Annotated in this window: 24 protein-coding genes and 1 tRNA gene; 6 read left to right on the top strand and 19 right to left on the bottom strand. The window is 37.0% G+C overall.

The features are described from left to right. Positions 1-9: 9 nt before the first annotated feature. The 9 genes from J4Q03_RS16335 to J4Q03_RS16295 form a co-directional block, all read right to left on the bottom strand. Entirely contained in the window at positions 10-900 is an 891-nt protein-coding gene (locus tag J4Q03_RS16335) for a hypothetical protein (protein WP_426049191.1), read from the bottom strand. 11 nt (positions 901-911) lie between these two features. Next, on the bottom strand, positions 912-2,270 hold the full coding sequence (nuoF, locus tag J4Q03_RS16330) for an NADH-quinone oxidoreductase subunit NuoF (RefSeq protein WP_426049190.1): 1,359 nt from the start codon (positions 2,268-2,270) through the stop codon (positions 912-914). Positions 2,271-2,282: 12 nt separating this feature from the next. After that, positions 2,283-2,792: a complex I 24 kDa subunit family protein gene (gene nuoE / locus J4Q03_RS16325; protein WP_034703555.1), complete on the bottom strand. Its 510-nt coding sequence runs from the start codon at positions 2,790-2,792 to the stop codon at positions 2,283-2,285. 128 nt (positions 2,793-2,920) lie between these two features. Then, positions 2,921-4,144 (bottom strand): NADH dehydrogenase (quinone) subunit D, encoded by a 1,224-nt coding sequence (gene nuoD / locus J4Q03_RS16320; protein WP_426049189.1) that lies wholly within the window; start codon positions 4,142-4,144, stop codon positions 2,921-2,923. Positions 4,145-4,212: 68 nt separating this feature from the next. Further along, positions 4,213-4,707: an NADH-quinone oxidoreductase subunit C gene (locus tag J4Q03_RS16315; protein ID WP_426049188.1), complete on the bottom strand. Its 495-nt coding sequence runs from the start codon at positions 4,705-4,707 to the stop codon at positions 4,213-4,215. A 7-nt stretch (positions 4,708-4,714) separates the two neighbouring features. Next, the gene (locus tag J4Q03_RS16310) at positions 4,715-5,275 is read right to left on the bottom strand and encodes an NADH-quinone oxidoreductase subunit B (RefSeq protein WP_047397471.1); all 561 of its coding nucleotides are present in this window, start codon (positions 5,273-5,275) and stop codon (positions 4,715-4,717) included. A 100-nt stretch (positions 5,276-5,375) separates the two neighbouring features. Next, positions 5,376-5,747, bottom strand: a complete 372-nt coding sequence (locus tag J4Q03_RS16305; RefSeq protein ID WP_048502955.1) for an NADH-quinone oxidoreductase subunit A — start codon at positions 5,745-5,747, stop codon at positions 5,376-5,378. A 121-nt stretch (positions 5,748-5,868) separates the two neighbouring features. Continuing rightward, positions 5,869-6,045, bottom strand: a complete 177-nt coding sequence (locus J4Q03_RS16300) for a hypothetical protein (protein WP_306846607.1) — start codon at positions 6,043-6,045, stop codon at positions 5,869-5,871. Positions 6,046-6,154: 109 nt separating this feature from the next. Further along, positions 6,155-7,291, bottom strand: coding sequence for a GTP cyclohydrolase (locus tag J4Q03_RS16295; RefSeq protein WP_426049187.1), 1,137 nt, complete (start codon positions 7,289-7,291; stop codon positions 6,155-6,157). Positions 7,292-7,399: 108 nt separating this feature from the next. On the opposite strand from J4Q03_RS16295, the gene J4Q03_RS16290 reads away from it, so the two are divergent. Then, positions 7,400-8,107, top strand: coding sequence for a zinc metallopeptidase (locus J4Q03_RS16290; protein WP_426049251.1), 708 nt, complete (start codon positions 7,400-7,402; stop codon positions 8,105-8,107). Here J4Q03_RS16290 and J4Q03_RS16285 read toward each other — a convergent pair. From J4Q03_RS16285 to rbfA, 9 genes are all read right to left on the bottom strand, one after another. Continuing rightward, entirely contained in the window at positions 8,104-8,709 is a 606-nt protein-coding gene (locus J4Q03_RS16285; protein ID WP_426049186.1) for an IMPACT family protein, read from the bottom strand. The two genes, J4Q03_RS16290 and J4Q03_RS16285, sit on opposite strands and share 4 nt — an antisense overlap. A gap of 121 nt (positions 8,710-8,830) precedes the next feature. After that, complete coding sequence (locus J4Q03_RS16280; RefSeq protein WP_426049185.1) at positions 8,831-9,013, bottom strand: bacteriocin-like protein; 183 nt, start codon at positions 9,011-9,013, stop codon at positions 8,831-8,833. A 19-nt stretch (positions 9,014-9,032) separates the two neighbouring features. After that, entirely contained in the window at positions 9,033-9,194 is a 162-nt protein-coding gene (locus tag J4Q03_RS16275) for a bacteriocin-like protein (protein WP_426049184.1), read from the bottom strand. A gap of 163 nt (positions 9,195-9,357) precedes the next feature. Then, the gene (gene ribD / locus J4Q03_RS16270) at positions 9,358-10,392 is read right to left on the bottom strand and encodes a bifunctional diaminohydroxyphosphoribosylaminopyrimidine deaminase/5-amino-6-(5-phosphoribosylamino)uracil reductase RibD (protein WP_426049183.1); all 1,035 of its coding nucleotides are present in this window, start codon (positions 10,390-10,392) and stop codon (positions 9,358-9,360) included. A gap of 62 nt (positions 10,393-10,454) precedes the next feature. Continuing rightward, entirely contained in the window at positions 10,455-12,260 is a 1,806-nt protein-coding gene (locus tag J4Q03_RS16265; protein WP_426049182.1) for a DUF349 domain-containing protein, read from the bottom strand. A 75-nt stretch (positions 12,261-12,335) separates the two neighbouring features. Next, positions 12,336-13,073: a shikimate dehydrogenase family protein gene (locus J4Q03_RS16260; protein WP_426049181.1), complete on the bottom strand. Its 738-nt coding sequence runs from the start codon at positions 13,071-13,073 to the stop codon at positions 12,336-12,338. A 62-nt stretch (positions 13,074-13,135) separates the two neighbouring features. Then, a complete protein-coding gene (locus tag J4Q03_RS16255) occupies positions 13,136-14,917 on the bottom strand; it encodes an endonuclease (protein ID WP_426049180.1) in 1,782 nt (593 codons plus the stop codon). A 69-nt stretch (positions 14,918-14,986) separates the two neighbouring features. Continuing rightward, on the bottom strand, positions 14,987-16,192 hold the full coding sequence (locus tag J4Q03_RS16250) for an ABC transporter permease (protein WP_426049179.1): 1,206 nt from the start codon (positions 16,190-16,192) through the stop codon (positions 14,987-14,989). A gap of 3 nt (positions 16,193-16,195) precedes the next feature. After that, the gene (gene rbfA, locus J4Q03_RS16245; RefSeq protein WP_116012826.1) at positions 16,196-16,555 is read right to left on the bottom strand and encodes a 30S ribosome-binding factor RbfA; all 360 of its coding nucleotides are present in this window, start codon (positions 16,553-16,555) and stop codon (positions 16,196-16,198) included. Positions 16,556-16,650: 95 nt separating this feature from the next. Between rbfA and mce the strand changes: the two genes are divergently transcribed. From mce to J4Q03_RS16220, 5 genes are all read left to right on the top strand, one after another. Then, entirely contained in the window at positions 16,651-17,049 is a 399-nt protein-coding gene (mce, locus tag J4Q03_RS16240; protein ID WP_034742337.1) for a methylmalonyl-CoA epimerase, read from the top strand. Between the two features lie 62 nt (positions 17,050-17,111). Further along, positions 17,112-17,185 (top strand) — tRNA-Ile (locus tag J4Q03_RS16235). A 113-nt stretch (positions 17,186-17,298) separates the two neighbouring features. Further along, complete coding sequence (locus J4Q03_RS16230; protein ID WP_426049178.1) at positions 17,299-18,243, top strand: hypothetical protein; 945 nt, start codon at positions 17,299-17,301, stop codon at positions 18,241-18,243. 214 nt (positions 18,244-18,457) lie between these two features. Next, the gene (locus tag J4Q03_RS16225; protein WP_426049177.1) at positions 18,458-18,766 is read left to right on the top strand and encodes a helix-turn-helix domain-containing protein; all 309 of its coding nucleotides are present in this window, start codon (positions 18,458-18,460) and stop codon (positions 18,764-18,766) included. 22 nt (positions 18,767-18,788) lie between these two features. Further along, entirely contained in the window at positions 18,789-20,324 is a 1,536-nt protein-coding gene (locus J4Q03_RS16220; RefSeq protein WP_426049176.1) for a primase-helicase family protein, read from the top strand. Between the two features lie 201 nt (positions 20,325-20,525). Here the strand turns inward: J4Q03_RS16220 and J4Q03_RS16215 are convergent, their stop codons facing one another. Further along, positions 20,526-21,233 (bottom strand): metallophosphoesterase, encoded by a 708-nt coding sequence (locus tag J4Q03_RS16215; protein ID WP_426049175.1) that lies wholly within the window; start codon positions 21,231-21,233, stop codon positions 20,526-20,528. Positions 21,234-21,251 lie beyond the last annotated feature (18 nt).

Genomic DNA, 21,251 nt, shown 5'->3' with positions numbered 1-21,251 from the left:
AGCTATATTTTAATTATACTTCTTCGTGTTAAATGTATAGCCGACTCCTGCAAGGACCTGTCCGAAAACAAAATCCTGACGGGCTTTATCCGGCTTATTATTTAATGTAGTTTTAATATCCCACATATTGATATATCCCGCTTTTGCTTCTGCTCTGATCATCCAGTTTTTCCAGAAAACCAGGTTAAGGCTGGATCTAAGATCGGTTCCCATTCCTGCAACATGAAAACGGTCACTTCTTTCATTTCCAAAAAGCCTTACATTACTTTTAGGAAACATTACCCCGATTCCCGCTCCATAAGACCATACCAAATCTATATTTTTCTTATGAATAAGATTTTTATATTTCTCAAGACCTAAATTTTCATAATTAAGTCCGTCTGTATGCTCGAAAGTAAGGAACTCTGTATCTGCCAGATTTACCTGTCCGTTCTGTACCATCGCTGCATATTTAGGATCTGAAATTGTTCCTGAAAAACCAACGGTCTGGTCCTGCTTCATCACATATTTCATATGATCAATTCCTAAAACAAGGGCCAGGTTATCTTTTATAAAATATCCTATTCTGAAATTGTACTGCGTTACGGTAAACCAGCTTGGATCAATATAAACGATTCCGAACTTGGTAGGTTTATCCCTTGCCTGTACATTATTCAACTGAAAATCATAACCGTTCCCGGTAAAATGAATATCAGAATTGCTGAAAGCGCCTCTGTTCCATCCGAAAAAAACGAAGACCTGACCTTTTTTACTTAACGGATTCGGTTTCTGTTTCTTTTCAGTTTTATCTTTATAAGGAGTTACCTCCAGTTTATATTCTTTGTTTAATGTATCTTTTTTTATTTGCCCAAAAGCAATAACCCCCGACATCATTAAGCCGACAACCAATAACTTCTTCATTAATTTTTTTACTACGCATTTTTCTCAACAGCCGGAATTGGTTCTGCATAATTTGCCAATCCATAATTTTGTGTTTGTGACAGTTCCGGGTTTTTAATGTGCCATTCAAATTCATCTCTGAAATGGCGGATCGCTGCTGCAACCGGCCAAGCTGCGGCATCACCCAACGGACAAATAGTATTTCCTTCTATTTTCCTCTGTATATCCCAAAGAAGGTCAATGTCTTCCATTTTTCCTTCTCCTTTTTCAATTTTTTTCAAGATTTTGTACATCCATCCTGTTCCTTCACGGCAAGGTGTACATTGCCCACAACTTTCGTGATTGTAGAATCTCGCTAAAGTCATGGTGTGTTCTACAATACACTGATCTTCATCTAAAACGATGAACCCCCCTGAACCCATCATCGTTCCGGTAGCGAAACCACCGTCAGCTAATGATTCATAGTTCATGTATCTTGGCTCTCCGTTTACGGTTCTTAACAGTAAGTTGGCAGGAACAATTGGCACAGAGCTACCTCCAGGGATACATGCTTTCAGCTTTTTCCCGTTGGCAATACCACCACAATATTCATCAGAATAAATAAATTCTTCAACTGTAATGGTCATATCAATTTCGTAAACTCCCGGTTTGTTGATGTTTCCACAGGCTGAAATTAATTTTGTACCTGTAGATCTTCCTACTCCGATTTTCGCATATTCAGCTCCTGTGATATCAATAATCGGTACGATGGCTGCGATAGATTCCACGTTGTTTACCACCGTTGGTCTTTCCCAAAGTCCTTTTACAGCCGGGAATGGCGGTTTTAATCTTGGGTTTCCTCTTTTACCTTCAAGGGATTCAAGCAATGCAGTTTCTTCACCACAGATATAGGCTCCACCTCCTCTCTGAACATAAATTTCACAGTCGAAACCGGTTCCCATGATGTTTTTACCTAAAAATCCTGCTGCTTTGGCTTCTTCAATCGCTTCTTCTAAAATATCAGGAATCCATGAGTATTCTCCACGGATGTAGATATAAGAAACATTTGAACCTAAACAGTAAGAAGATATCAGCATTCCTTCGATCAGTAAATGAGGAAGAAATTCCATCAGATATCTGTCTTTGAAAGTTCCCGGTTCAGATTCATCAGCATTCACGACCAGGTGTCTTGGTACGCCTTCCGGTTTTGCCAGAAAACTCCATTTCATTCCTGTTGGAAATCCTGCTCCACCGCGTCCACGAAGTCCTGAAGCTTTTACTTCTTCAAGAATTTCATCAGGGGTCATTTTCAAGGCTTTTTCTGCTGCAGTGTAACCTCCCTGTTTGCGGTAAGTTTCAAAGTAGCGAATACCTTCTATATGTGCATCTTTAAGTAAAAGTTTTTTACTCATCGTATATTTTAATTAATCTAAAGCAACCTGTCCCTGTCTGCAAAGATCAAGGATTTCGTCTACTTTTTCTATCGTTAAATTTTCATGAAAGAATTTTCCAAGCTGAAGCATTGGTGCGTATCCGCAGGCTCCAAGACATTCAGCAGGCTTCAGGGTAAACATACCGTCTTCGGTAGTTTCTCCGTCTTTAATATTCAGTTTGGTTCTGATATGATCAAGGATTTTTTCGCTTCCGCAAACCATACAAGGGCCCGTTCTGCATACTTCCAAAACATATTTACCAACCGGTTTCATATTGAACATGGTATAAAAAGTAGCTACTTCATATACTTCAATTGGCTTAATACTTAATAATTCAGCAACATAATCCATTACAGGAACGTCTAACCATCCTCCGAATTCTTTCTGTGCTAAGTGAAGGACAGGAAGAAGAGCAGATTTTTGCCTTCCCTCAGGATATCTTGCGATAATTTTGTGTACCTGTTCTAAACTTTCCGGTTTAAAAGCTATTGTTTCGCTCATTTTTTATCTGAGATTAAAGAGTAAAGAACAAAGAAAAAAGATTCTAAAGTCCGTTATTCTAAATTCGTATTTATATTGGGTTGAAGAAAGTCTTTTATCTTTCTTCTTTTATCTTTTTGTCTAATGTATTATGCGTCTAATTCCCCCGCAATAATATTCATACTACACATTGTAACGATCGCATCCGAAATTACAGAACCTGTGATCATCTCAGGATATGCCTGGTAATAGATGAAGCACGGTCTTCTGAAGTGCAGTCTGTAAGGGCTTCTTCCTCCATCACTCACTAAATAGAAACCTAATTCTCCGTTTCCACCTTCTACAGCGTGATAAACTTCACCTTTAGGCACATCAGTTTCTCCCATTACAATTTTGAAATGGTAGATCAAAGCTTCCATTTTCTGATAAACATCTGCCTTTTCAGGAAGATAGAAATCAGGAACATCCGCATGGAATGGCCCTTCAGGAAGGTTGTCGTATGCCTGATTGATAATTTTAAGGGATTCCCAGATTTCCTGCTGACGAACCATGAAACGGTCGTAAGTGTCACCTGCAGTTCCTACCGGAATAATGAAATCGAAATCTTCGTAAGAAGAATAAGGCTGTGCTACTCTTACATCATAATCTACTCCTGATGCACGTAGATTCGGACCTGTAAAACCATAGCTTAATGCTCTTTCTGCTGAAATAGCTCCTGCTCCGATGGTTCTGTCCATAAAAATCCTGTTTCTTTCCAGTAAAGTACCGAATTCTTTAAATCTGGCAGGAAAGGTTTTCAGGAAGTCTTTTAATAACTCATGGAACTTTGGAGTGAAATCTCTTTCAAAACCTCCGATTCTTCCCATATTTGTCGTCATTCTCGCGCCACAAATCTGCTCGTACATATCATAAATACGTTCTCTTTCGATGAACATATAAGTAAGACCTGTAATAGCTCCTGCATCCATTCCGGTTACCCCGTTGCAGATCAGGTGATCACCGATTCTGGCTAATTCCATTAAAATAACACGCATATAATCTACACGCTTAGGAACTTGTACGCCGATCAGCTTTTCTACTGTCATGTGCCAGCCAAGGTTATTGATAGGTGCTGAACAGTAATTCATACGGTCGGTAAGGGTAGTGATCTGAGAATAGTTTCTTCTTTCGGAAATTTTTTCAAATGCTCTGTGGATATAGCCTACTGTTTGCTCCGCATGAAGGATTCTTTCTCCGTCCATCGTTAAGATATTCTGGAAGATCCCGTGGGTTGCAGGGTGGGTAGGTCCTAAATTGAGGGTATAAAGCTGCCCGTCAATCTGCTCCTTACTTTCGTATTGGTTAAGTATATTAGATAATGAGTTATCTTTCATAATATATAATTGATAATCGATAAGCGATAATTGATCATGAACCAATCATCATTAATCATTTATATTTTTTATCTTCCGAACATGTTATCATCCTTATCTGTTCTGGTACCATCTTCAAGACGGTATTCCTTCAGCATCGGGTGGTATCCGAGATCTTCCATATTCAGGATAGGTCTCAGGTCAGGATGTCCTTTAAATTTAATTCCGTAAAAATCAAACGTTTCTCTTTCCATCCAGTTGGCTCCGGCAAATAAATCCACAAGCGAATCCACTTCGATATTTTCTCTGGACATAAAGATCTTCAGACGTAATCTGACATTAGCCATCATATTGTGCAGGTGGTACACGACACCGATTTCCTTCTCGGGAAACTCAGGGTAATGGATACCGCAGATATCAGTAAGGAAATTGAATTCCAACGTTGAATCTTTCAGATAATGAATTATCTTTTTGATGTCATCCTTTTTTACTTCAATAGTCAACATTTCATAAGGCTCTGAGCTAGAGATTACAGACTCCGGAAATTCTCTTGTGATTGCTTCTAATACAAATTCGTTCGTCATTTCCGTTTTAGTTGCTAATGTTGTAAGAATCTAACAATTTTTGGTATTCAGGCATATCTCTTCTTCTGATGCTTTCGCTTTCTGCCAAAGCCTGAACCTGCATTACGCCTTCAATAATCTGCTCCGGTCTTGGAGGGCATCCCGGAACATAAACGTCTACCGGAATAATTTTATCAATTCCCTGTAAAACAGAGTAGGTGTCAAAAATACCACCGCTGGAAGCACAGGCTCCAACAGCAACCACCCATTTTGGCTCAGCCATCTGAGTGTACACTTCTTTTAGGACAGGTCCTAATTTTTTAGATATAGTTCCGCAAACCATCAGCATATCTGCCTGTCTTGGTGAGAAAGAGTTTCTTTCCATACCAAATCTGGAAGCATCATATGTTGGGTTCAGGGTAGCCATAAACTCGATACCACAACAAGAGGTTGCAAATGGTAACGGCCAAAGAGAGAATTTTCTGGCCATCCCGATTACACTGCTCAGTTTCGTTGCGAAAAACCCTTCTCCTTCAAATCCTTCGGGAGCAGGTGCATCTGTTCTTATTACTGGTTTGTTATCTGACATTTGATTGATTTAAGATTTTAATTTAGATTCTAAATTGGTGTTAATGTTAACTTAACTCTAATTTTCTTGATCTAAAACTGTCATTTAAAATTTCTATTCTTTATTTATCCCAATCTAATGCGCCACGCTTCCATACATAGAAAAATGCCATAAAGAAAATTGCCACGAATGTAAGTACAGCAAGGAAGCCTTCCATTCCGAATTCTCTGAAGTTTACAGCATATGGGTAAAAAAATACGATTTCAATATCGAAAAGCACGAATAATACCGCCGTCAGGAAATATTTGATGGAAAACGGTGTTCTCGCATTTCCTTCTACAGGAACTCCACATTCCCAGCTTTGGTTTTTTACAGAATTTCCTTTTTTCTGTTTTGGTCCCAGAAAATGGGCTCCAAGCAAAGAAACGGCTACGAATGCGATAGCTACACCTGCTTGAATAAGGATTGGAATATAACTTTCAGGTAAATTCATTTTTGCATTATTATCTCAATTTGCAAATTTAGCGAATAAACAAGAAAGCATGAAATTAATAAGCTTAAAAGTGGGATTAAAATGGGGAAAAGTGGTAATTTAGAATCAATAAAAATAGTACTTATTTCTTCATTTTTTTGAGGAGAGAATAGGCCATGAACGATATATATCCAAAAAGAATGCTGGCAAGTGTTATATTAACTACAGTATTCATCCGGTCGTCTTCGATCTGAAAAAAGAAGTTATAGGCGATAAATGCTGCAATCAGAACAGCAAAAACAATGAGGTGTGGTTTCATAGGTCAAATTTACAAAAAGAATTCAGGCTTTCATGCCTGTTTTTTTGAGGTACAAAATATGAGTTATCAGCTCCTGATTTAAAATAAGTCACTAATAACTCATCATTTACTATTGCTGGTCATTAATCATTAATGAATAGGTTCTTCTTCTTTTGTGATTTACAGGGTTGTAATCCTGCCAAAGCACCTGAACGCTTTTATTTTCTTCCAGTTCGGGGTTTGTTTCAGCAAAATCAATTCCCATACTGGTAAAACGTACAAAAATTTCTTTGAAAATAATGGCTGTAACACCTCTTCTCTGGTATTCGGGGTGAATTCCGATCAGATAAAAGTTGGCCCGGTCATTTTTTTTTCCAGCCTGTAGAAAATGCCACCATCCGAAAGGAAACAGTTTACCTTTCGATTTTTGCAAAGCTTTTGAATAAGAAGGCATTGTGATGGCAAATGACACCAGCTCGTTATGTTCATCTACTACGCAGATCACATAGTTTTTGTCTATAAATGGGAAATATTTTTCCCTGTAAGTCTGTATCTGTTCATCCGATATGGGAGTGTAGGTGGAAAGGTGCTTGTATGTTTCGTCAAGCAGTTTAAACATAGGTTCTACAAACGGCAGGATTTCCTGTTTTGATTTGAAATTGAGAACTTTAAGTTTGTATTTCTGTGCGATCAGTCCACTGAATTTTTCCACCTTTTCCGGTAGAATCTTCGGGAAATTCATTTCATATTCCACCCATTCCTTTTCTTTGGTCAGTCCAAGTTTTTCCAGGTGTTTCGGATAATATTCGTGATTGTAGATTCCAATCATGGTGGCCAGCTTATCAAAGCCCATGGTAAGCATACCCGCTTTATCAAGGTTGGTAAAGCCCATTGGCCCTTCAATCTTGTCGATGCTGTTTTCTCTGGCGTAATCTATAGCTTTTTGAATCAGAGCCTGAGAGACTTCTTGATCATCAATAAAATCAATCCATCCAAAACGTACTTTTCTGATGCCTAATTCCTTTTCTTCCTTGTGGTTGATGATCACGGCTATTCTTCCAACTACTTTATCGTCTTTCAGGGCAAGAAACTGTTTGGATTTTGAATAATTTAAAGCTGGATTTTCTTTTGCATCCCAAATTTTAAATTCGTCTTTGATAAAGGAAGGAACATAATAAGGGTTGTTTTTATAAAGATCCATTGGAAACCTTACGAATTTTTTTAAATCGCTTTGGTTTTTCACTTCAATAACTGAAACTTTAGACATAGATAAAAGGATAATTAGAGAACAAATATAGATAATAAAATGTAATACTTTGGCACAGTTTTTACATCATTATGCTTAAAATTTAAACACAAAAATCTATATAAAATGATGGGTTATTATATTATTATCGGTGTTTCAATGCTGATAAGCTGGTGGGTTTCGTCCAGATTAAAATCGAAATTTGAATACTATTCCAATGTACATCTTAGAAATGGGCTTTCAGGGAAAGAAATTGCAGAAAAAATGCTTAGAGATAACGGGATCACTGATGTACAGGTAATTTCTGTTCCCGGCCAGCTGACGGACCATTATAATCCAGCAGATAAAACAGTTAACCTTTCAGAAGGAGTCTATATGCAGAGGAATGCAGCAGCTGCTGCAGTAGCGGCACACGAATGCGGACATGCAGTACAACATGCTGTAGGGTATTCGATGCTGAACCTGCGTTCAAAACTGGTTCCTGTTGTTAATATAAGTTCCAATCTGATGCAGTTCGTCCTTCTTGCGGGGATCGGGATCATGGCGGCAACAAGATCTATTGATGATCCCAATGGTAATACAACCGTTCTGGCGATAGGAGTGGCCATGTTTGCGATGACTACGCTTTTTGCTTTTGTAACTCTTCCGGTGGAATATGATGCGAGTAACAGGGCAATGAAATGGATTAGAGAGACAGGAACGGTTACCCAGGAAGAATTTGTCGGGGTACAGGACAGTTTGAAATGGGCGGCAAGAACCTATGTTGTAGCAGCTCTTGGATCGCTGGCCCAGCTTCTTTATTGGGGCTCTTTGCTGCTTGGCGGAAGAAGAAATTAATCTATAAATTCAAATGAAACATACTGCATCTCAGATAATTTATCTGAGATGCTTTCTTTTTGGGCTAATTTTAAAGAAGCGGTGAGAATGCAGTTTTCATTGGCGTCAAAATTTAAAACCTTAGCATCAAATTTGGAAAGCAAAGTGAAGATGGTATTCTGCTGATTGAAGTTGAACTGGATTTCAATTTCTGTTTCAAGCTCTCTTGTAATAATATTGGCTTCTTCCAATGTGATCTTTGCACATTCTTTATAAGCTTTTACAAGTCCTGAAACTCCGAGCTTTGTTCCTCCATAATAACGGACTGAAATTACCAAAACATTGGTGACTTCATGCGCTAAAAGCTGATTGTAGATCGGAAGACCTGCACTTCCTGAGGGCTCTCCATCATCATTTGCACGGTAGTTTTCACCTTCCAAACCCATTCTGAAAGCATAACAGTGATGGGTAGCCTTAGGATGCTCTGTCCTGATTTTTTCCAATGCATCTTTCAGCTCCCTTTCGTTATTGACAGGAAAGGCAAATCCGATGAACTTGCTTCCTTTTTCTTTTAGTAAAATGTTTTCTATGGGTTTTTCTATGGTTTTATATTCGAACGTCATTACAGCCGGCTTTATAAATGCAAAAGTATAAAATGCTTTATAAGTTACACAATCATAAATAAAGAAGCCGTCAAAATATTGACGGCTTTCTGTATCTTTTTAACGGAATACGTTGAATCTTCTAAGATCCACAATAGTCTAATGGAAGTAAGCACATATAGCTTGTCGATCCGCAAAAATCCTGAGGACACTTGTCTCTGCATCTTGTAGATTCCCCGGTAGGTAAAGCACAGTCTACAAATACAATTGTACCACCGCTAATATTTTTTAAACCGATTCTTGAAATTTTCTTTAGATTTTTCATTTTAATTTAGTTTTATCAGTTATACACAAATAACGTCTCCACCGCCACCGCCCGGGTTTCTCCAATAACATGTTCTTGTGTTTGGAGGGCATCCGTAGAGTACAACGCAATTTTCCAGTTTAACTAATCCTCCTTTTACTTGTTTTAGATTTTCTCTGGAAATTTTCTTTAGATTTTTCATTTGATTACTATTTGGTTTATATTTTAATTCACCATAAAGTTAATTATTTATTTTAAATTAAAAATGGGGTTTTGCAACAAATTTGTTATGTTAAATTGATGTATGATGATATTAAACATTAAATAGTAAAAAAGGGTTATTTTGAAGCTATAAATAAGCTAGCCTATACGTTTGGGCGGTAAAATTGAATGATATTATCTCTAATCGGTCTAATCTCGTAAGGCGTTAAATGATCTAGCTTCGGTGCTTTAGTCCCATTCTGCAGTTTCAGGTCTTCGTTTTTGATTACAATAGCTTCATCCCAAAGCCCTTCATTAATAAACTGTTGTAGGGTATATCTGCCGCCTTCAATAATAACAGACTGTATCTGCTCCTTGTAAAGAGCATTCATTAGGTTCTGCAGGAAGAAGTTTTCTTTTCCGGTTTTTATAAATTTAATGTTGCCTTCAGTGCCTTCTTTTTTGCTGTTGAATACCAAAGTCGGTGCTTCATTATTATAGATTTTGAAATTTCCGGGTACTTTCAGATCAAAATCAATGAGAATCCTTACTGGATTGATTCCTTCAGTATTTCTTACGGTGAGGCCCGGATTGTCATTTAAAGCAGTCTGTGTTCCCACTAATATAGCATGTTCGTCGGCTCTCAGCTGATGCACAAACTGGCTGGCCAAAGAATTTGAAACGGCTGTTGGTTTAAAATCTTTATCTAGAAATCCGTCTCCTGATTCTGCCCACTTCAGAATGATGTAAGGTCTTTTCTTTTCATGGTAGGTGAAAAATCTTTTATTCAGTTCAGTACATTCCTTTTCCAGTATTCCTGAAACAGCTTCAATACCCGCATCCTGAATGATTTTTTTTCCTTTTCCATTCACTTTATCATGAGAATCCATGGCGCCGATAACTACTTTCCTGAAACCAAGTTCTTTAATTTTTAAAGCACACGGCGGCGTTTTTCCGTAATGGGCACACGGCTCCAGTGAAACATAGATCGTAGATTCTGGTATAAGATCTTTGTTTTCTACAGAATTGATGGCATTGATCTCAGCGTGGTTTTCTCCGGCTTTATGATGGTATCCTTCCCCGATAATTTTTCCGTTATGGACGATCACGCTGCCTACAAGAGGGTTGGGGTAGGTTTTGCCCAAGGCTTTTTGAGCGAGCTCAATGCATCTTTTTATATATAATTCGTCGTTGTTCATAAGGTAAAAAGAAAAAGCGAAGACAAATTTCTTTGCTCCGCCTTTTTTATATTGTTTATAGATTAATCTCCGGTAATGATATTGTGAAGATTCTGTCTTAAAGTTTCCAGATGAGCCTTCTTCTCGTCGATTGTATTGAACGTATCCCTAAGGAGAGGATTTTCTCTTGACGGTTTGTTGAAGAATGCCAGGTTGTTTTCCAGTTTTACAATTTCGCCTTCAAGATCAGAAATCTGGCTCTTGATTTTTCTGGCTTTATCTGTAAGCTGGTTTTCCGTTAAACCTTCTTCTTTCAGCTCAAGTTCGTTAATCTTATTCAGCTTCAGCTTCTCTCTTAACGTTCTGTTGAATTCGGTATTGATTGAGATTTTGTCTCTCGGTACTTTTCCGATATTGTTCCAGGCAGTTTTTATGGCTTCTATTCTTTCAATACTGCCTTCGTCATTGGAAACGGTTTTCAGGTCTTCAAGAATTTCTTTTTTCTGCTTATAGTTCTCTTTCCAGTTATCGTTGGATGCATTGTTTTTCTCTCTGTAATTGTTGAAGAACGTGTTACAGGCATCGCGGAATTCGTCCCAGATTTTATTGGTCATGCTCTTTGGAACGTGCCCGATTTTTTTCCAGTCTTCCTGAAGTTTTTTGAACAGAGGAACGGCGATATCCCATTCTTCACTGTTCATATTGTCCTGAGCTGTCTGGATGAGTTTTAATTTTTCCTCCAGATTGGTTTGCTGAGAACCTTTGAGAGATTTATAGTAATTATTTTTTGTTGTATTGAAAGCTCTGAGTGTCGTTTTGAAATCATTCCAGTTTTGGTTGGACAATTTTCGGGGAACACTTCCTGTTTTTAAGAATTCGGTACGAAGGTCTTCAACTCTTTTGATTGAATTCTGCCAGTAGCTGTGGTTAGGAGTTTCGGAGGGCTCAGATAATTTTTTGATTTCTGCGATGATCTGGTTTTTCTTTTCCAGATTATTATTCTGTTCGCCTTCAATAGCTGCAGAAAGTTCAGATTTCCTTTCGTGAATCTTATTGGATATTTCCTTAAACTCTTCCCATGTTTTTTCACGGAATTCTTCTGCTACAGGCTCAGCTTCTTCTTTCCAAAGTTTGTGAAGATATTGAAGCTCGTTGAGGGCTTTCTGAATTACAGGCTCACTTTCCAGTTCTTTAGCACGCGCAATGATATGCTGTCTTTTCTCTAAATTATGACTGAATTCCTGCTCCAGAAATTCTTTGTTCAGGTCCAGCATCTGATAAAACTGATTCAGATGGTGAAAGTAGTTATTATTAAGGATTTTGAATTCAGATTTTGCAACCTGACCGGCTTTTGACCATTCTTCTTTGATCTCACGGATGGATTTGAAAAGATTGGTTCCCGGTTCAGAATTGGTATAAAGATTTTTAAGCCTTTCTATAATATTCTGGCGGTGATCAAGGTTTTTTTTCTGCTCTTCATCCTGAGATTTCTGGTAGCTGTCATGTTTTTCCCTGAAAATATTAACCAAAGCAGAGAATTTGGACTGTAAAGGATGTTCGTAGCTGAAGTTTTCGGGAGCATTCCCTCCTTCTATATACTCATGCTTTTTGTCTTCCACTTCATCATGAATGTAATGACTTGCTTTTTCTTTTAACTGACTGAATCTTTTGAAATTTTCACCGGCATTGGCCGAATTGATAATGGTTTCCATTTCTTTCAAAGCATCAGCCAGGGAAATATCCTCAGTATGTTCCTCTTCCAGATGTTCCGCATCGTCATCCTGAGCATTTTCGCCCTGAGATGCGGAGGTTTTTGGGGTTTCCTCTTGAGATACTTCGTTAGAATTTTTATTTTCTTCGTTTTCAGAAAGATTGTTTTCTGTAATCATAGCAAATCTTTTATGTGAGTGGCGTTAATATCCTTTTGTATATAGCAGTAAAGCCAATTAAGGTACTAATTTAGGTTATTTTTTTTGAAAATTCCAAATTTCCCAAGCTTTTTCTGCTTGCTGTTCAAGCATATAATAACCATTGACTGTTTTGGCTCCTTTTTCGGAGGCTTTAATGATGAATTGGGTGTAATTGGGGTTGTAGATGAGATCAATAATCAGGTGTTCCGGGGTGATTCCTTCGAAAGGAAATTCCAGGCAGTCTTCCACGTTGGGGAATGTGCCTACCGGAGTACACTGAATAATGATCTTATGGTCGCGGACCGTCTCGCTGTCCAGGTTCTTAAAATTAATTTCGGTGTTTCTGGAAATGGTAATCGATGGAATTCCATGTTTATCCATGATATATTTCACGGCTTTTGCAGCACCTCCGTTCCCCAGAATCAACGCTTTGTCCTGATGGGCTTTTTTGTGAAGCAGAAGTGTTTTTTCAAAACCGAAAGCATCGGTATTATAGCCTGTTTTTTTACCGTTTCTGATAAGAACACAATTGACGGCGCCAATTTTTTCTGCTTCGTCGCTGAGCTCGTCAAGATAGTCAACAATCTTTTCTTTGTAAGGAATAGTAACATTGAATCCCAAAAGCTCAGGATCATCCAGGAGGATTTCTACTTTATCAATTTCATTCAGATCAAAAATATCATAGGTGAAGTTTTTCAGCATCAGCTTCTGAAACTTGTCTTCAAAGAATTTTTTAGAAAAGGAATAGGAAATATTCTTTCCTATCAGTCCTAATTTTTTATTGGAATCCATGTATCAAAAATAAAAAAAAGACCGAATAAAATCGGTCTTTGTTATCAAATATTTTTTACAGTTTAGTCTACGATGAATTTTGTAGAGAAATGGTCTGTTTTTAAGATATAATTTCCTTTAGCCAGTCCTTTAAGATTAATCTTATTGGAATTTTTGAAAGGATTTGCAATTGTTTCAATCAGTTTTCCTGAAAGGTCATAGATCTCAGCTTTTGATATTTTGCTTAAATTTTCACCTTTTACAGATAATTCATTGTTTTTTACCGGGTTAGGGTAGATAGTGAATTCAGATTTGTCCTTATTCAGATCTGAAGTTCCTAATGAACCGAAGCATGTCCATGTAAGGTCATCTATGGCAACTCTATTCGAACCTGGATTAATGACCTTAATAATTGCATTTCCACTGATATTTGCGTTAATTGTTGTCGTGGTTACTGTTGTGCTGTATGGAACCGTTCCTATTACAGTTCCATTAACTTCAATATTTAAATTACCATTTGACCCATTAGTGAATTTTCGTTGAGTGGTTATTGTTATACTTTGTACTCCTCCTGAAATTGTAGAACTTGTTAAATCTCCACCTTGAAGAGTAATTGCTCTTCCGTTAATGGTCTGGTCTGTTCTTGCAAAGTTAGCTGTCCATGTAATATTATTGTTTGTCCATGTTCTTATTAAATAACCTGAGTCTGATGCCGGAATATTTTCAAAGTTTTCTGTTCCACAGCTGGTATTTCCAGGCTGTCCTGCCAGCGTAGTTCCAATTGCGCTGTTACTTGGTGGAGAAGAGTTTCCTGAAGCGTCTTTAGCAATTACATAGAAAGTATAGGTAGTTGACGGAGATAACCCCTGAACTGTTGCTGTAGTTCCTGCAACTGTAGTTTTCAGCATTCCATTAGCATAAACATCATAAGCTGTAACACCGATATTATCTGTAGCAGCTGTCCAGCTTAAAGAAATAGTATTGGAGGTTGGATTCTGAGTAATAAGATTGGTGGCAGCGGTTGGAGCCTGGGTATCTATAACCGGTGTTCCCCAGATCTGTTCAGCGTAAGAAGGGTTGTCTATAAATGGATTTCTGTTTCCCTGATAAGTATAAGATGCGTTGTTTCTGGAAATCTCTTCAGGAGAAACGGGATCCATTGCATGCCATACCAAAAGCTGGTTCAGCTCCCATGCCTGAAGTCCCGGATAGGTAGATCCACCCAGCATATTTCCGGTACTGAAATTTGAAAGTCCAGCTTCATATCTCGTCACAAAATAGAAGATCATTCTGGCTACATCACCTTTAAAAGCATCAATGGGCTCAAATACAGTCCCTCCATATCCAGGTGATACTGAATTTCCAAGTTTAGATCCGTTTTCTGATGTAAAAGAGGCAATTTGTACTTTACCGAACGGGTAGTTTGATCTCTTATTATTCACCTCTCCATCGGTTGCACGGATGAAATGAATATCTGATACCATTGGACTGGCTTGATTAAATAGGCTTTGAGGAACAATATGTTCTCTGTTGTAGCAGTCTCCTTCACCGTTGTACCCACTACTGCCACACTGGTTTGTACCTAGAGTGTATGTGTAAGGGTCCGAACTGTTTGGTCTTTCAGAATAAATATCCAGAATCGTTCCGTCATTTTCGTAAAAAAAATCACGGTCAGTCGTTGCGTAGGCTGTCCATAAGCCGCCGTAACCATGATCCTGATGACCTTGTTCAATGATGCCTTTAAGTGCAGTTTTAAGTGGAGCCCCCGTAAGCCCGGCAGCTGCATTATAATAACCGGCAGGAGCCTGTGCTGAAGCAAAAATAAATGTAATGCTTAACAGGAAAAAAGATAAAATTCGTTTCATTTAAAAAAAATTGGGCCGTAAAGGTACAAAAAATTGAAAATGGACTGATTTTATTTCAAATGGTGTATATTAACTTTTAGTAATATAGTCTTTGCTGATTTTGGAAAAGAACCAGGAAATGATGATCCCGAATAGGGAAGCGGTAAACGCTACGATAAGATAATTTTTTCCAACGATCTTTACAGGGAAAGGAAGTATCTCATTAGCTCTGAAGAATTCTGTGTAAAGTTGGAAATAGCAGAGTAGGGTTCCTGCAATTAACCCGGAGATCACTCCGGAAATCACGATAAGAAGTCCGGTATAGAAATAGGTCATTCTCAAATGACTAATCGGAAAGCCAAGTGAAATAAGAGATCTTGACTGTTCTCTTTTGTCAAGCTGAAGAATGATAATTGCTCCGGCCAGATTGAAGGTCGTAATGAAGATCACCAGTGCAAAGATAAGATAGATGAACAGTTTTTCTGTATTGATCATCTTCCAGAACGCCGCATTTTCTTCTTCTTTGGTTTTTATTTCAATATTTTTCCCCAATGAAGTAAGAAGGCCCTGCTTTACGGCATCAGCATTTTCCGGATTTTTTAATTTGATTACAATCTGGTACGCTGATTTTTTTGGAAGGCTGAGTAACTCCTCGGTAAGTTCTATGGGCGCAATGATATAACTGTCCAGCTGCTCTTTTCCCGGAAAAACTCCTGTCACAAGAAAATCTCTTTTATTATAGATATCCTCTTCCTTGTTAATGATGCCGGTTCCCGGCTTGGGCATAAAGATTGTGGCATAATTGCTTGTAGAATCTATAGGAATAGAAAGCCTGTTGTGCAGGTTCGTTTCCATCAATACTTCATTAGAGTACTCGAAACTTGGGTAAGTTCCATAAAATACATCTTTATCAATGGGATTGACACTTATATAAGCGGAATCAACTCCTCTTAAGTAAGCAATATCGCCTTTGCCTTTATAATTAACATATACTTTTTCCTCAATGACGCGGGAAAAACTGCTGATTGCTTTATTGTTTTTTAAAACTGTAGTGACCTTATCCAGATCTTTCACTGTTTTTCCTGAAGTGCTTTTCAGGGTGAGATCTGCGTGAAGATTGGAGATCAGGTCTTTGTTCAGGGTTTCGAGGCCTGAGAATACTGAAATAATCACAAACATTGCAGTGACAGCAACCGTCATGGCACCTACCGAAAGCCACGTTATGAACGTCACGGCGGTGCTCCCTTTTTTAGCCAAAAGGTATCTGGATGCTATGTAAAATGCAATATTTTTCAAGATTTATAAAACCGGATTGTCGCCTTCACCTCTTAGTTCTCTTTCCAATTTTTCAACATCATCAAGAGCGGTGTCCAGATAAAAGTTAAGCTGCGGAATTATACGTACCTGTTTTGCCATTTTCTGGCCGATAAAATTTCTGTACTGAGGTTTGTTTTCTTCAATTTCTTTCATCACCGCAGACCGGAATTCCTGCGGGAAAATGCTTAAATAAATTTTAGCAATACCCAGATCTGCCGATATTTTTACATCTGAAACGGATACCAATATACTCTGCTTGCTTTCTGAAGCCTGTTTGCGGAAAAGCTCTGCGAAGTCTTCCTGGATGATCTGTGCTACTTTTCTTTGTCTGTTACTTTCCATAAGTTATGCAAATTTAGTACTTTTGTTTGAATTGATACCTTTGAAATTCAGCTCCGGTATCAAATTTACGATTTAATTATATTTTATTAGTACTTATGAAGCTAGAACATATCGGTATTGCCGTAAAATCTTTAGGAGTCTCAGATGACCTTTTTGCCAAACTGTTAGGAAAAGAATCTTATAAAAAAGAAAGTGTGGAAAGGGAAGGGGTAGTGACTTCTTTTTACGGAACCGGGGAAAGCAAAATTGAGCTGTTAGAAGCCAGCAATCCGGAAAGTCCGATCTCAAAGTTTATTGATAAAAAAGGTGAAGGTATCCATCATTTAGCATTTGGTGTGGAAAATATTCTTGAAGAGATCGAAAGATTAAAAAAAGAAGGTTTCCAGTTTATCTCCGAAGAACCTAAAGAAGGCGCTGATAACAAATTAGTTGTCTTCCTGCACCCAAAATCCACGAATGGGGTATTGGTAGAACTTTGTCAAGAAAAGCAATAAAAAGTTTTGTGGTGAAGGAAATTTTACTATTTTTGCAATCACAAAATTTAACCAAGTTTTGAGGTCCTATAGCTCAGTTGGTTAGAGCACCTGACTCATAATCAGGTGGTCCCTGGTTCGAGCCCAGGTGGGACCACTTTTTAAATCAAGCACTTACAGAAATGTAGGTGCTTTTTTGTTTTGTTGGGTAACACATAGGTAACACTTTTTGTGGTTGCCTTTTTTCTGTTTTTTCTTTACTTTTGAAATATGAAGAATCCTTTATACTATTTTGAAAACTTGCTTAGTGCAGATCTATCCGAAGAGAAAAAAAATATTTTCTTTTCTGATAATGAACAAAATTGGAATTATAATATTACAAAAGTAGATAGAGAAAATGGCATTATAGAACAAGAATTGAAATTTTATGATAAGTATGAAGATATTTGGCATTTGGATACAGGAATTTCTAGTTTTAAAGATTCTTTCAAGAATGAAATAGATAGAGAGTACAAAGAGGCTATTAAACTACTTTCTCAACAAATATTAGAAATATCCTCAAAATCTATTAGTCCTGAGATGTTCATTACTCAAATAAAAAATAAAACACTAAACTTTAAGAGAAAATCAGAACAGTATTATTCTGCATATCCTTTTGTGAAAGAAGCACTTATTAAAATCGATGAATATCTAACAGAATACTCAATAGATACTGAAATTATAAAATCAGCAAACATTACTATTCCCAACATTTCAATAGAAGATAGGGAACAAGTTAATTATGCCACACCGGCTATCACAAATTATTCTTCCCTCTCCTTTAAATGGGATTTAATAAATCCTAATGATGTTGAAAGTGAACTTTCGAGGCTATATGGACTCCTTACTGCAAATCCTCCTTTAATACAGTGTGACAGACAAGATTTCATTAATGGGTTTTCCCAAAGAGAAGTTGTAGCAGGTATCAATTGGAAGGTTATGGCAAAAAGCAAGACCTGTTCAAAAGGCTCACTAATCTACTTATTATTACAACTCATTGAAAAATGTGATTTAATGGATGAACCAGATGATTTTAATAAAAAAGTAGAATATGTATTCAGAGATCATCTAGGGGAAAGGTTGAGTAATATAAAACAATCTAAAAGCCAAATGTCTGATAACCCTGCACAAAAAGAAAGAATTGATGAAATCATAGAATCATTCCTCCAAGCATAAATTATTCTTCAAAATATTAACTAACCACTCTTATTCTTTAAGGGTGGTTTTTTGTTGGTTTTATTTTAGAATTTAGAGATACACTATACCTAGACCCAAGATAGCTTTACCCTGTGGTAAAGGTAAAGTAAATATAGGTAAGGGTTTGATGTTCGGAACTTTGCAGTAGAGAATTACAGAAAATCTGTAATCAGAAATTAAAAATTTCAAAAATATGAACAACACAATTTCAATTGCAAAAGTTTCACTGGAAGAAACTGAACCACAGACTCAGGGTTATCTTGCCAAAGAGGTCTTAACCTTCAAGGAAGCATCTGCTCTACTGGGAGTATCCTCCAGTATGCTGTACAAGCTGACCCACAAAAGAGCAATCACTTTCTACAAGCCCAATGGGAAGCTGATTTATTTCAAAAGGGCAGATTTACTCAACTGGATGCTCAGCAATAAAGAAGAAGCAATTGAGGAAACAAACACCAATTTTTTAAACCAATTAATAGAAAGAAAACATGCAGGAAGAAACTAAAAACTAAGACCAAAACCAAGTAATGACAAATCAAGCTCAACAACTTTCAGGCACAGCACAAGAGGTACAAAAAGTACCTCTTGACAACCCTGAAAGTTTTGATATCAATTTAACCACTGAAAGCACACAAGACTGGAATTTTTACACCATAAGAACTACAGACAGTGGAAACTTCATAGATATGAAGATTGCCAATATTCTGAAATTCTTTGAAATCAAGGGATTCAGAAGACTTAAAATGCCTAATGGGGGTTACGAGCTAGTGAAGATTCACAAAAACAGTATTCTAATATTCTCTGATACTGCTGATATGATGGAAACTGTAAGAAAACAGCTTATTGAGATTGACAGACAGCCGGAAGTTTGGGAAGCTTTTATGGAAAGAAATTATCTTACTTCGCAAGTGGATAATGCAATGGAAAGGATAAAAGAAGTAAAGCTCAATCAGGCAACCAAGACCCATTCCTACTTTTTCTTTGAGAATGGTGTAGTAGAAGTAACCAAAGATAAAACCAAAATGATCCCTTATGAAAACTATCATGGATATATCTTTGAAGACCAGATGATTAAACATCCATTTGAAATTCAACACTTTGTAAACAATGACAATGCTATGTTTGATGCATTTTTACAGAATGTTACCAATAATGATTCTAAAAGATATGATTATTTAACCTCTTCTTTAGGCTACTTAATGCACACCTACAAAGATAAAACCCTTACCAGGGCTGTAATTCTGGTGGATGAGGAAATAGATTTTGAAGGAGGAGCAGAAGGAGGAACAGGAAAAACCTTAATCACTGAAGCTGTATCTTATCTGGTTAAAAGTGCTGTAAAAGACGGTAGAGCCTTAGTTACAGGCGGAAACAGATTCTTTTATCAGGATATTGACCTTTCCCACAGATTGATGATTATAGATGACATCAGCTCAGATACCCATTTTGAAAAATTCTTTTCAGTAGTAACAGGAGGAATGACTGTAGAGAAAAAAGGAAAACAATCTTTTTCAATTCCTTTTGACCTTTCCCCTAAGCTTCTTATCACTTCCAATTATATGGTCAATGGAGCAGGAGGAAACTCTGAGGAAAGAAGGAAAATTGAAATTGAAATTTCACCTTACTACAGAAGTAGATCTATTAAAGAGGAATTTGGATGTTCTTTCTTTGGAGATTGGGATGCAAAAGAATGGAACTTATTTTACAACAAAATGATTACTTACTGTCAGAAATTTTTGAAACACAGCATTATGTATTCTGAACCTATTAATCTGGTAGAAAATAAGTTGATCTCTGAAACTGATTTTTCATTTGTGGAGTTTATGGATTCTAATGTAAGTTTAGATGAAGAAAAGACTGAGCTCAAGGCTGAAAAAGCTGAGTTTTTCAAGGCATACAAGGAAAAGCACCCTTTAGAATCCAAACAGCTTACCATTAATATGTTCAAAAAATGGTGTGGTAAGTATGCAATTGTAAGAAATTATGATATAGAGCATCAGAAAAGCAACTCCAAAAGCTATCTGAAAATCTCTGTAAAACTAAAGCCAGAAAAGGAAACTTAAAAAAAAAACAACGCCACTCCTGTAGAAGTGCCAAAGTGCTAAAAATATTGAAAACTAACTTTATGCTTCCCTGTTCAGTGCAGGGAAGCTTTTAAACAAAATAAAAAATATGTATTGAAATCATACAAGAAAAAAAATTAAATTAAATATAAAGGCTCAATTAAGAGCCTTTATTTAGTTTTTAGCTACGAACCTTTTTCATCAGTACAGGCTAGAAACTGGATCACTCTGCCAAAATTTCTTAGTAGTGGCATCTATAATAGTAAGTTTTCCTCCAAAACCCGCTCCTGTATCTAGATTCCAAATGTTATATTTGTTCATAGGTTCTGTTTCATCCCAATTAAGTGTAGGAGTATGGCCTATGTATATTTCTTTATGGGCTTCAAATATTCTCATTTCCTCAGGAAGCTTTTTATTTTCATCACTTAGGAGAGCTAGTTCCCAAAGACTTCTATCCCAATAGTATATTTCAGAATTGTCATTTTCTAAACCTTCAGGAGATGTGAAACCTGCATGAACATATCCTCTGTTCTTAGTATCAATGTAGAAATCAAACATTTCATTAAAGAAGTTTAAATGCTCTTCACTATCCAAATATCCTGTTCTGATGTAAGAATCAATAGTTTCTGTACCACCATTTATTAACCATTCCATACTGATTTCTCCTGATTTAAGCCATTTATGACAGTAGTCATCATGGTTTCCTCTGATAAACAAAGGCTTATAAAGACACTCTTCTGAAAGGTCTATATAAAACTGAACTAATTCAGCACTTTCTGTACCTCTATCAATCACATCTCCTAAGTTTATTAATAAGTCTTCATTTGGATTGAAATTGCATCTTTCTAAAGCTTGTTTTACAGCTATTAAATTTCCATGATTGTCAGTCGTAATAAGTATTCTTCCCATCTTAATGTTTGTTCTTAG

This window comes from Chryseobacterium sp. NFX27, assembly GCF_049887855.1.
Classification (GTDB): domain Bacteria; phylum Bacteroidota; class Bacteroidia; order Flavobacteriales; family Weeksellaceae; genus Chryseobacterium.
Note: the sequence above shows the minus strand (reverse complement) of the source record. Positions and strands in the feature narration are given on the sequence as shown.

Bases quoted from the DNA above. Each gene is read 5' to 3' on its own strand.
- J4Q03_RS16220 (WP_426049176.1), top strand. From the start codon at position 18,789: ATGACAAATCAAGCTCAACAACTTTCAGGCACAGCACAAGAGGTACAA.
- J4Q03_RS16280 (WP_426049185.1), bottom strand. From the start codon at position 9,013: ATGAAAAATCTAAAGAAAATTTCAAGAATCGGTTTAAAAAATATTAGC.
- mce (WP_034742337.1), top strand. From the start codon at position 16,651: ATGAAGCTAGAACATATCGGTATTGCCGTAAAATCTTTAGGAGTCTCA.
- J4Q03_RS16285 (WP_426049186.1), bottom strand. From the start codon at position 8,709: ATGACGTTCGAATATAAAACCATAGAAAAACCCATAGAAAACATTTTA.
- J4Q03_RS16225 (WP_426049177.1), top strand. From the start codon at position 18,458: ATGAACAACACAATTTCAATTGCAAAAGTTTCACTGGAAGAAACTGAA.
- J4Q03_RS16255 (WP_426049180.1), bottom strand. From the start codon at position 14,917: ATGAAACGAATTTTATCTTTTTTCCTGTTAAGCATTACATTTATTTTT.
- J4Q03_RS16260 (WP_426049181.1), bottom strand. From the start codon at position 13,073: ATGGATTCCAATAAAAAATTAGGACTGATAGGAAAGAATATTTCCTAT.
- J4Q03_RS16265 (WP_426049182.1), bottom strand. From the start codon at position 12,260: ATGATTACAGAAAACAATCTTTCTGAAAACGAAGAAAATAAAAATTCT.
- J4Q03_RS16305 (WP_048502955.1), bottom strand. From the start codon at position 5,747: ATGAATTTACCTGAAAGTTATATTCCAATCCTTATTCAAGCAGGTGTA.
- ribD (WP_426049183.1), bottom strand. From the start codon at position 10,392: ATGAACAACGACGAATTATATATAAAAAGATGCATTGAGCTCGCTCAA.
- J4Q03_RS16295 (WP_426049187.1), bottom strand. From the start codon at position 7,291: ATGTCTAAAGTTTCAGTTATTGAAGTGAAAAACCAAAGCGATTTAAAA.
- J4Q03_RS16300 (WP_306846607.1), bottom strand. From the start codon at position 6,045: ATGAAACCACACCTCATTGTTTTTGCTGTTCTGATTGCAGCATTTATC.
- J4Q03_RS16275 (WP_426049184.1), bottom strand. From the start codon at position 9,194: ATGAAAAATCTAAAGAAAATTTCCAGAGAAAATCTAAAACAAGTAAAA.
- J4Q03_RS16315 (WP_426049188.1), bottom strand. From the start codon at position 4,707: ATGACGAACGAATTTGTATTAGAAGCAATCACAAGAGAATTTCCGGAG.
- J4Q03_RS16335 (WP_426049191.1), bottom strand. From the start codon at position 900: ATGAAGAAGTTATTGGTTGTCGGCTTAATGATGTCGGGGGTTATTGCT.
- J4Q03_RS16215 (WP_426049175.1), bottom strand. From the start codon at position 21,233: ATGGGAAGAATACTTATTACGACTGACAATCATGGAAATTTAATAGCT.
- J4Q03_RS16310 (WP_047397471.1), bottom strand. From the start codon at position 5,275: ATGTCAGATAACAAACCAGTAATAAGAACAGATGCACCTGCTCCCGAA.
- nuoE (WP_034703555.1), bottom strand. From the start codon at position 2,792: ATGAGCGAAACAATAGCTTTTAAACCGGAAAGTTTAGAACAGGTACAC.
- nuoD (WP_426049189.1), bottom strand. From the start codon at position 4,144: ATGAAAGATAACTCATTATCTAATATACTTAACCAATACGAAAGTAAG.
- rbfA (WP_116012826.1), bottom strand. From the start codon at position 16,555: ATGGAAAGTAACAGACAAAGAAAAGTAGCACAGATCATCCAGGAAGAC.
- J4Q03_RS16290 (WP_426049251.1), top strand. From the start codon at position 7,400: ATGGGTTATTATATTATTATCGGTGTTTCAATGCTGATAAGCTGGTGG.
- nuoF (WP_426049190.1), bottom strand. From the start codon at position 2,270: ATGAGTAAAAAACTTTTACTTAAAGATGCACATATAGAAGGTATTCGC.
- J4Q03_RS16230 (WP_426049178.1), top strand. From the start codon at position 17,299: ATGAAGAATCCTTTATACTATTTTGAAAACTTGCTTAGTGCAGATCTA.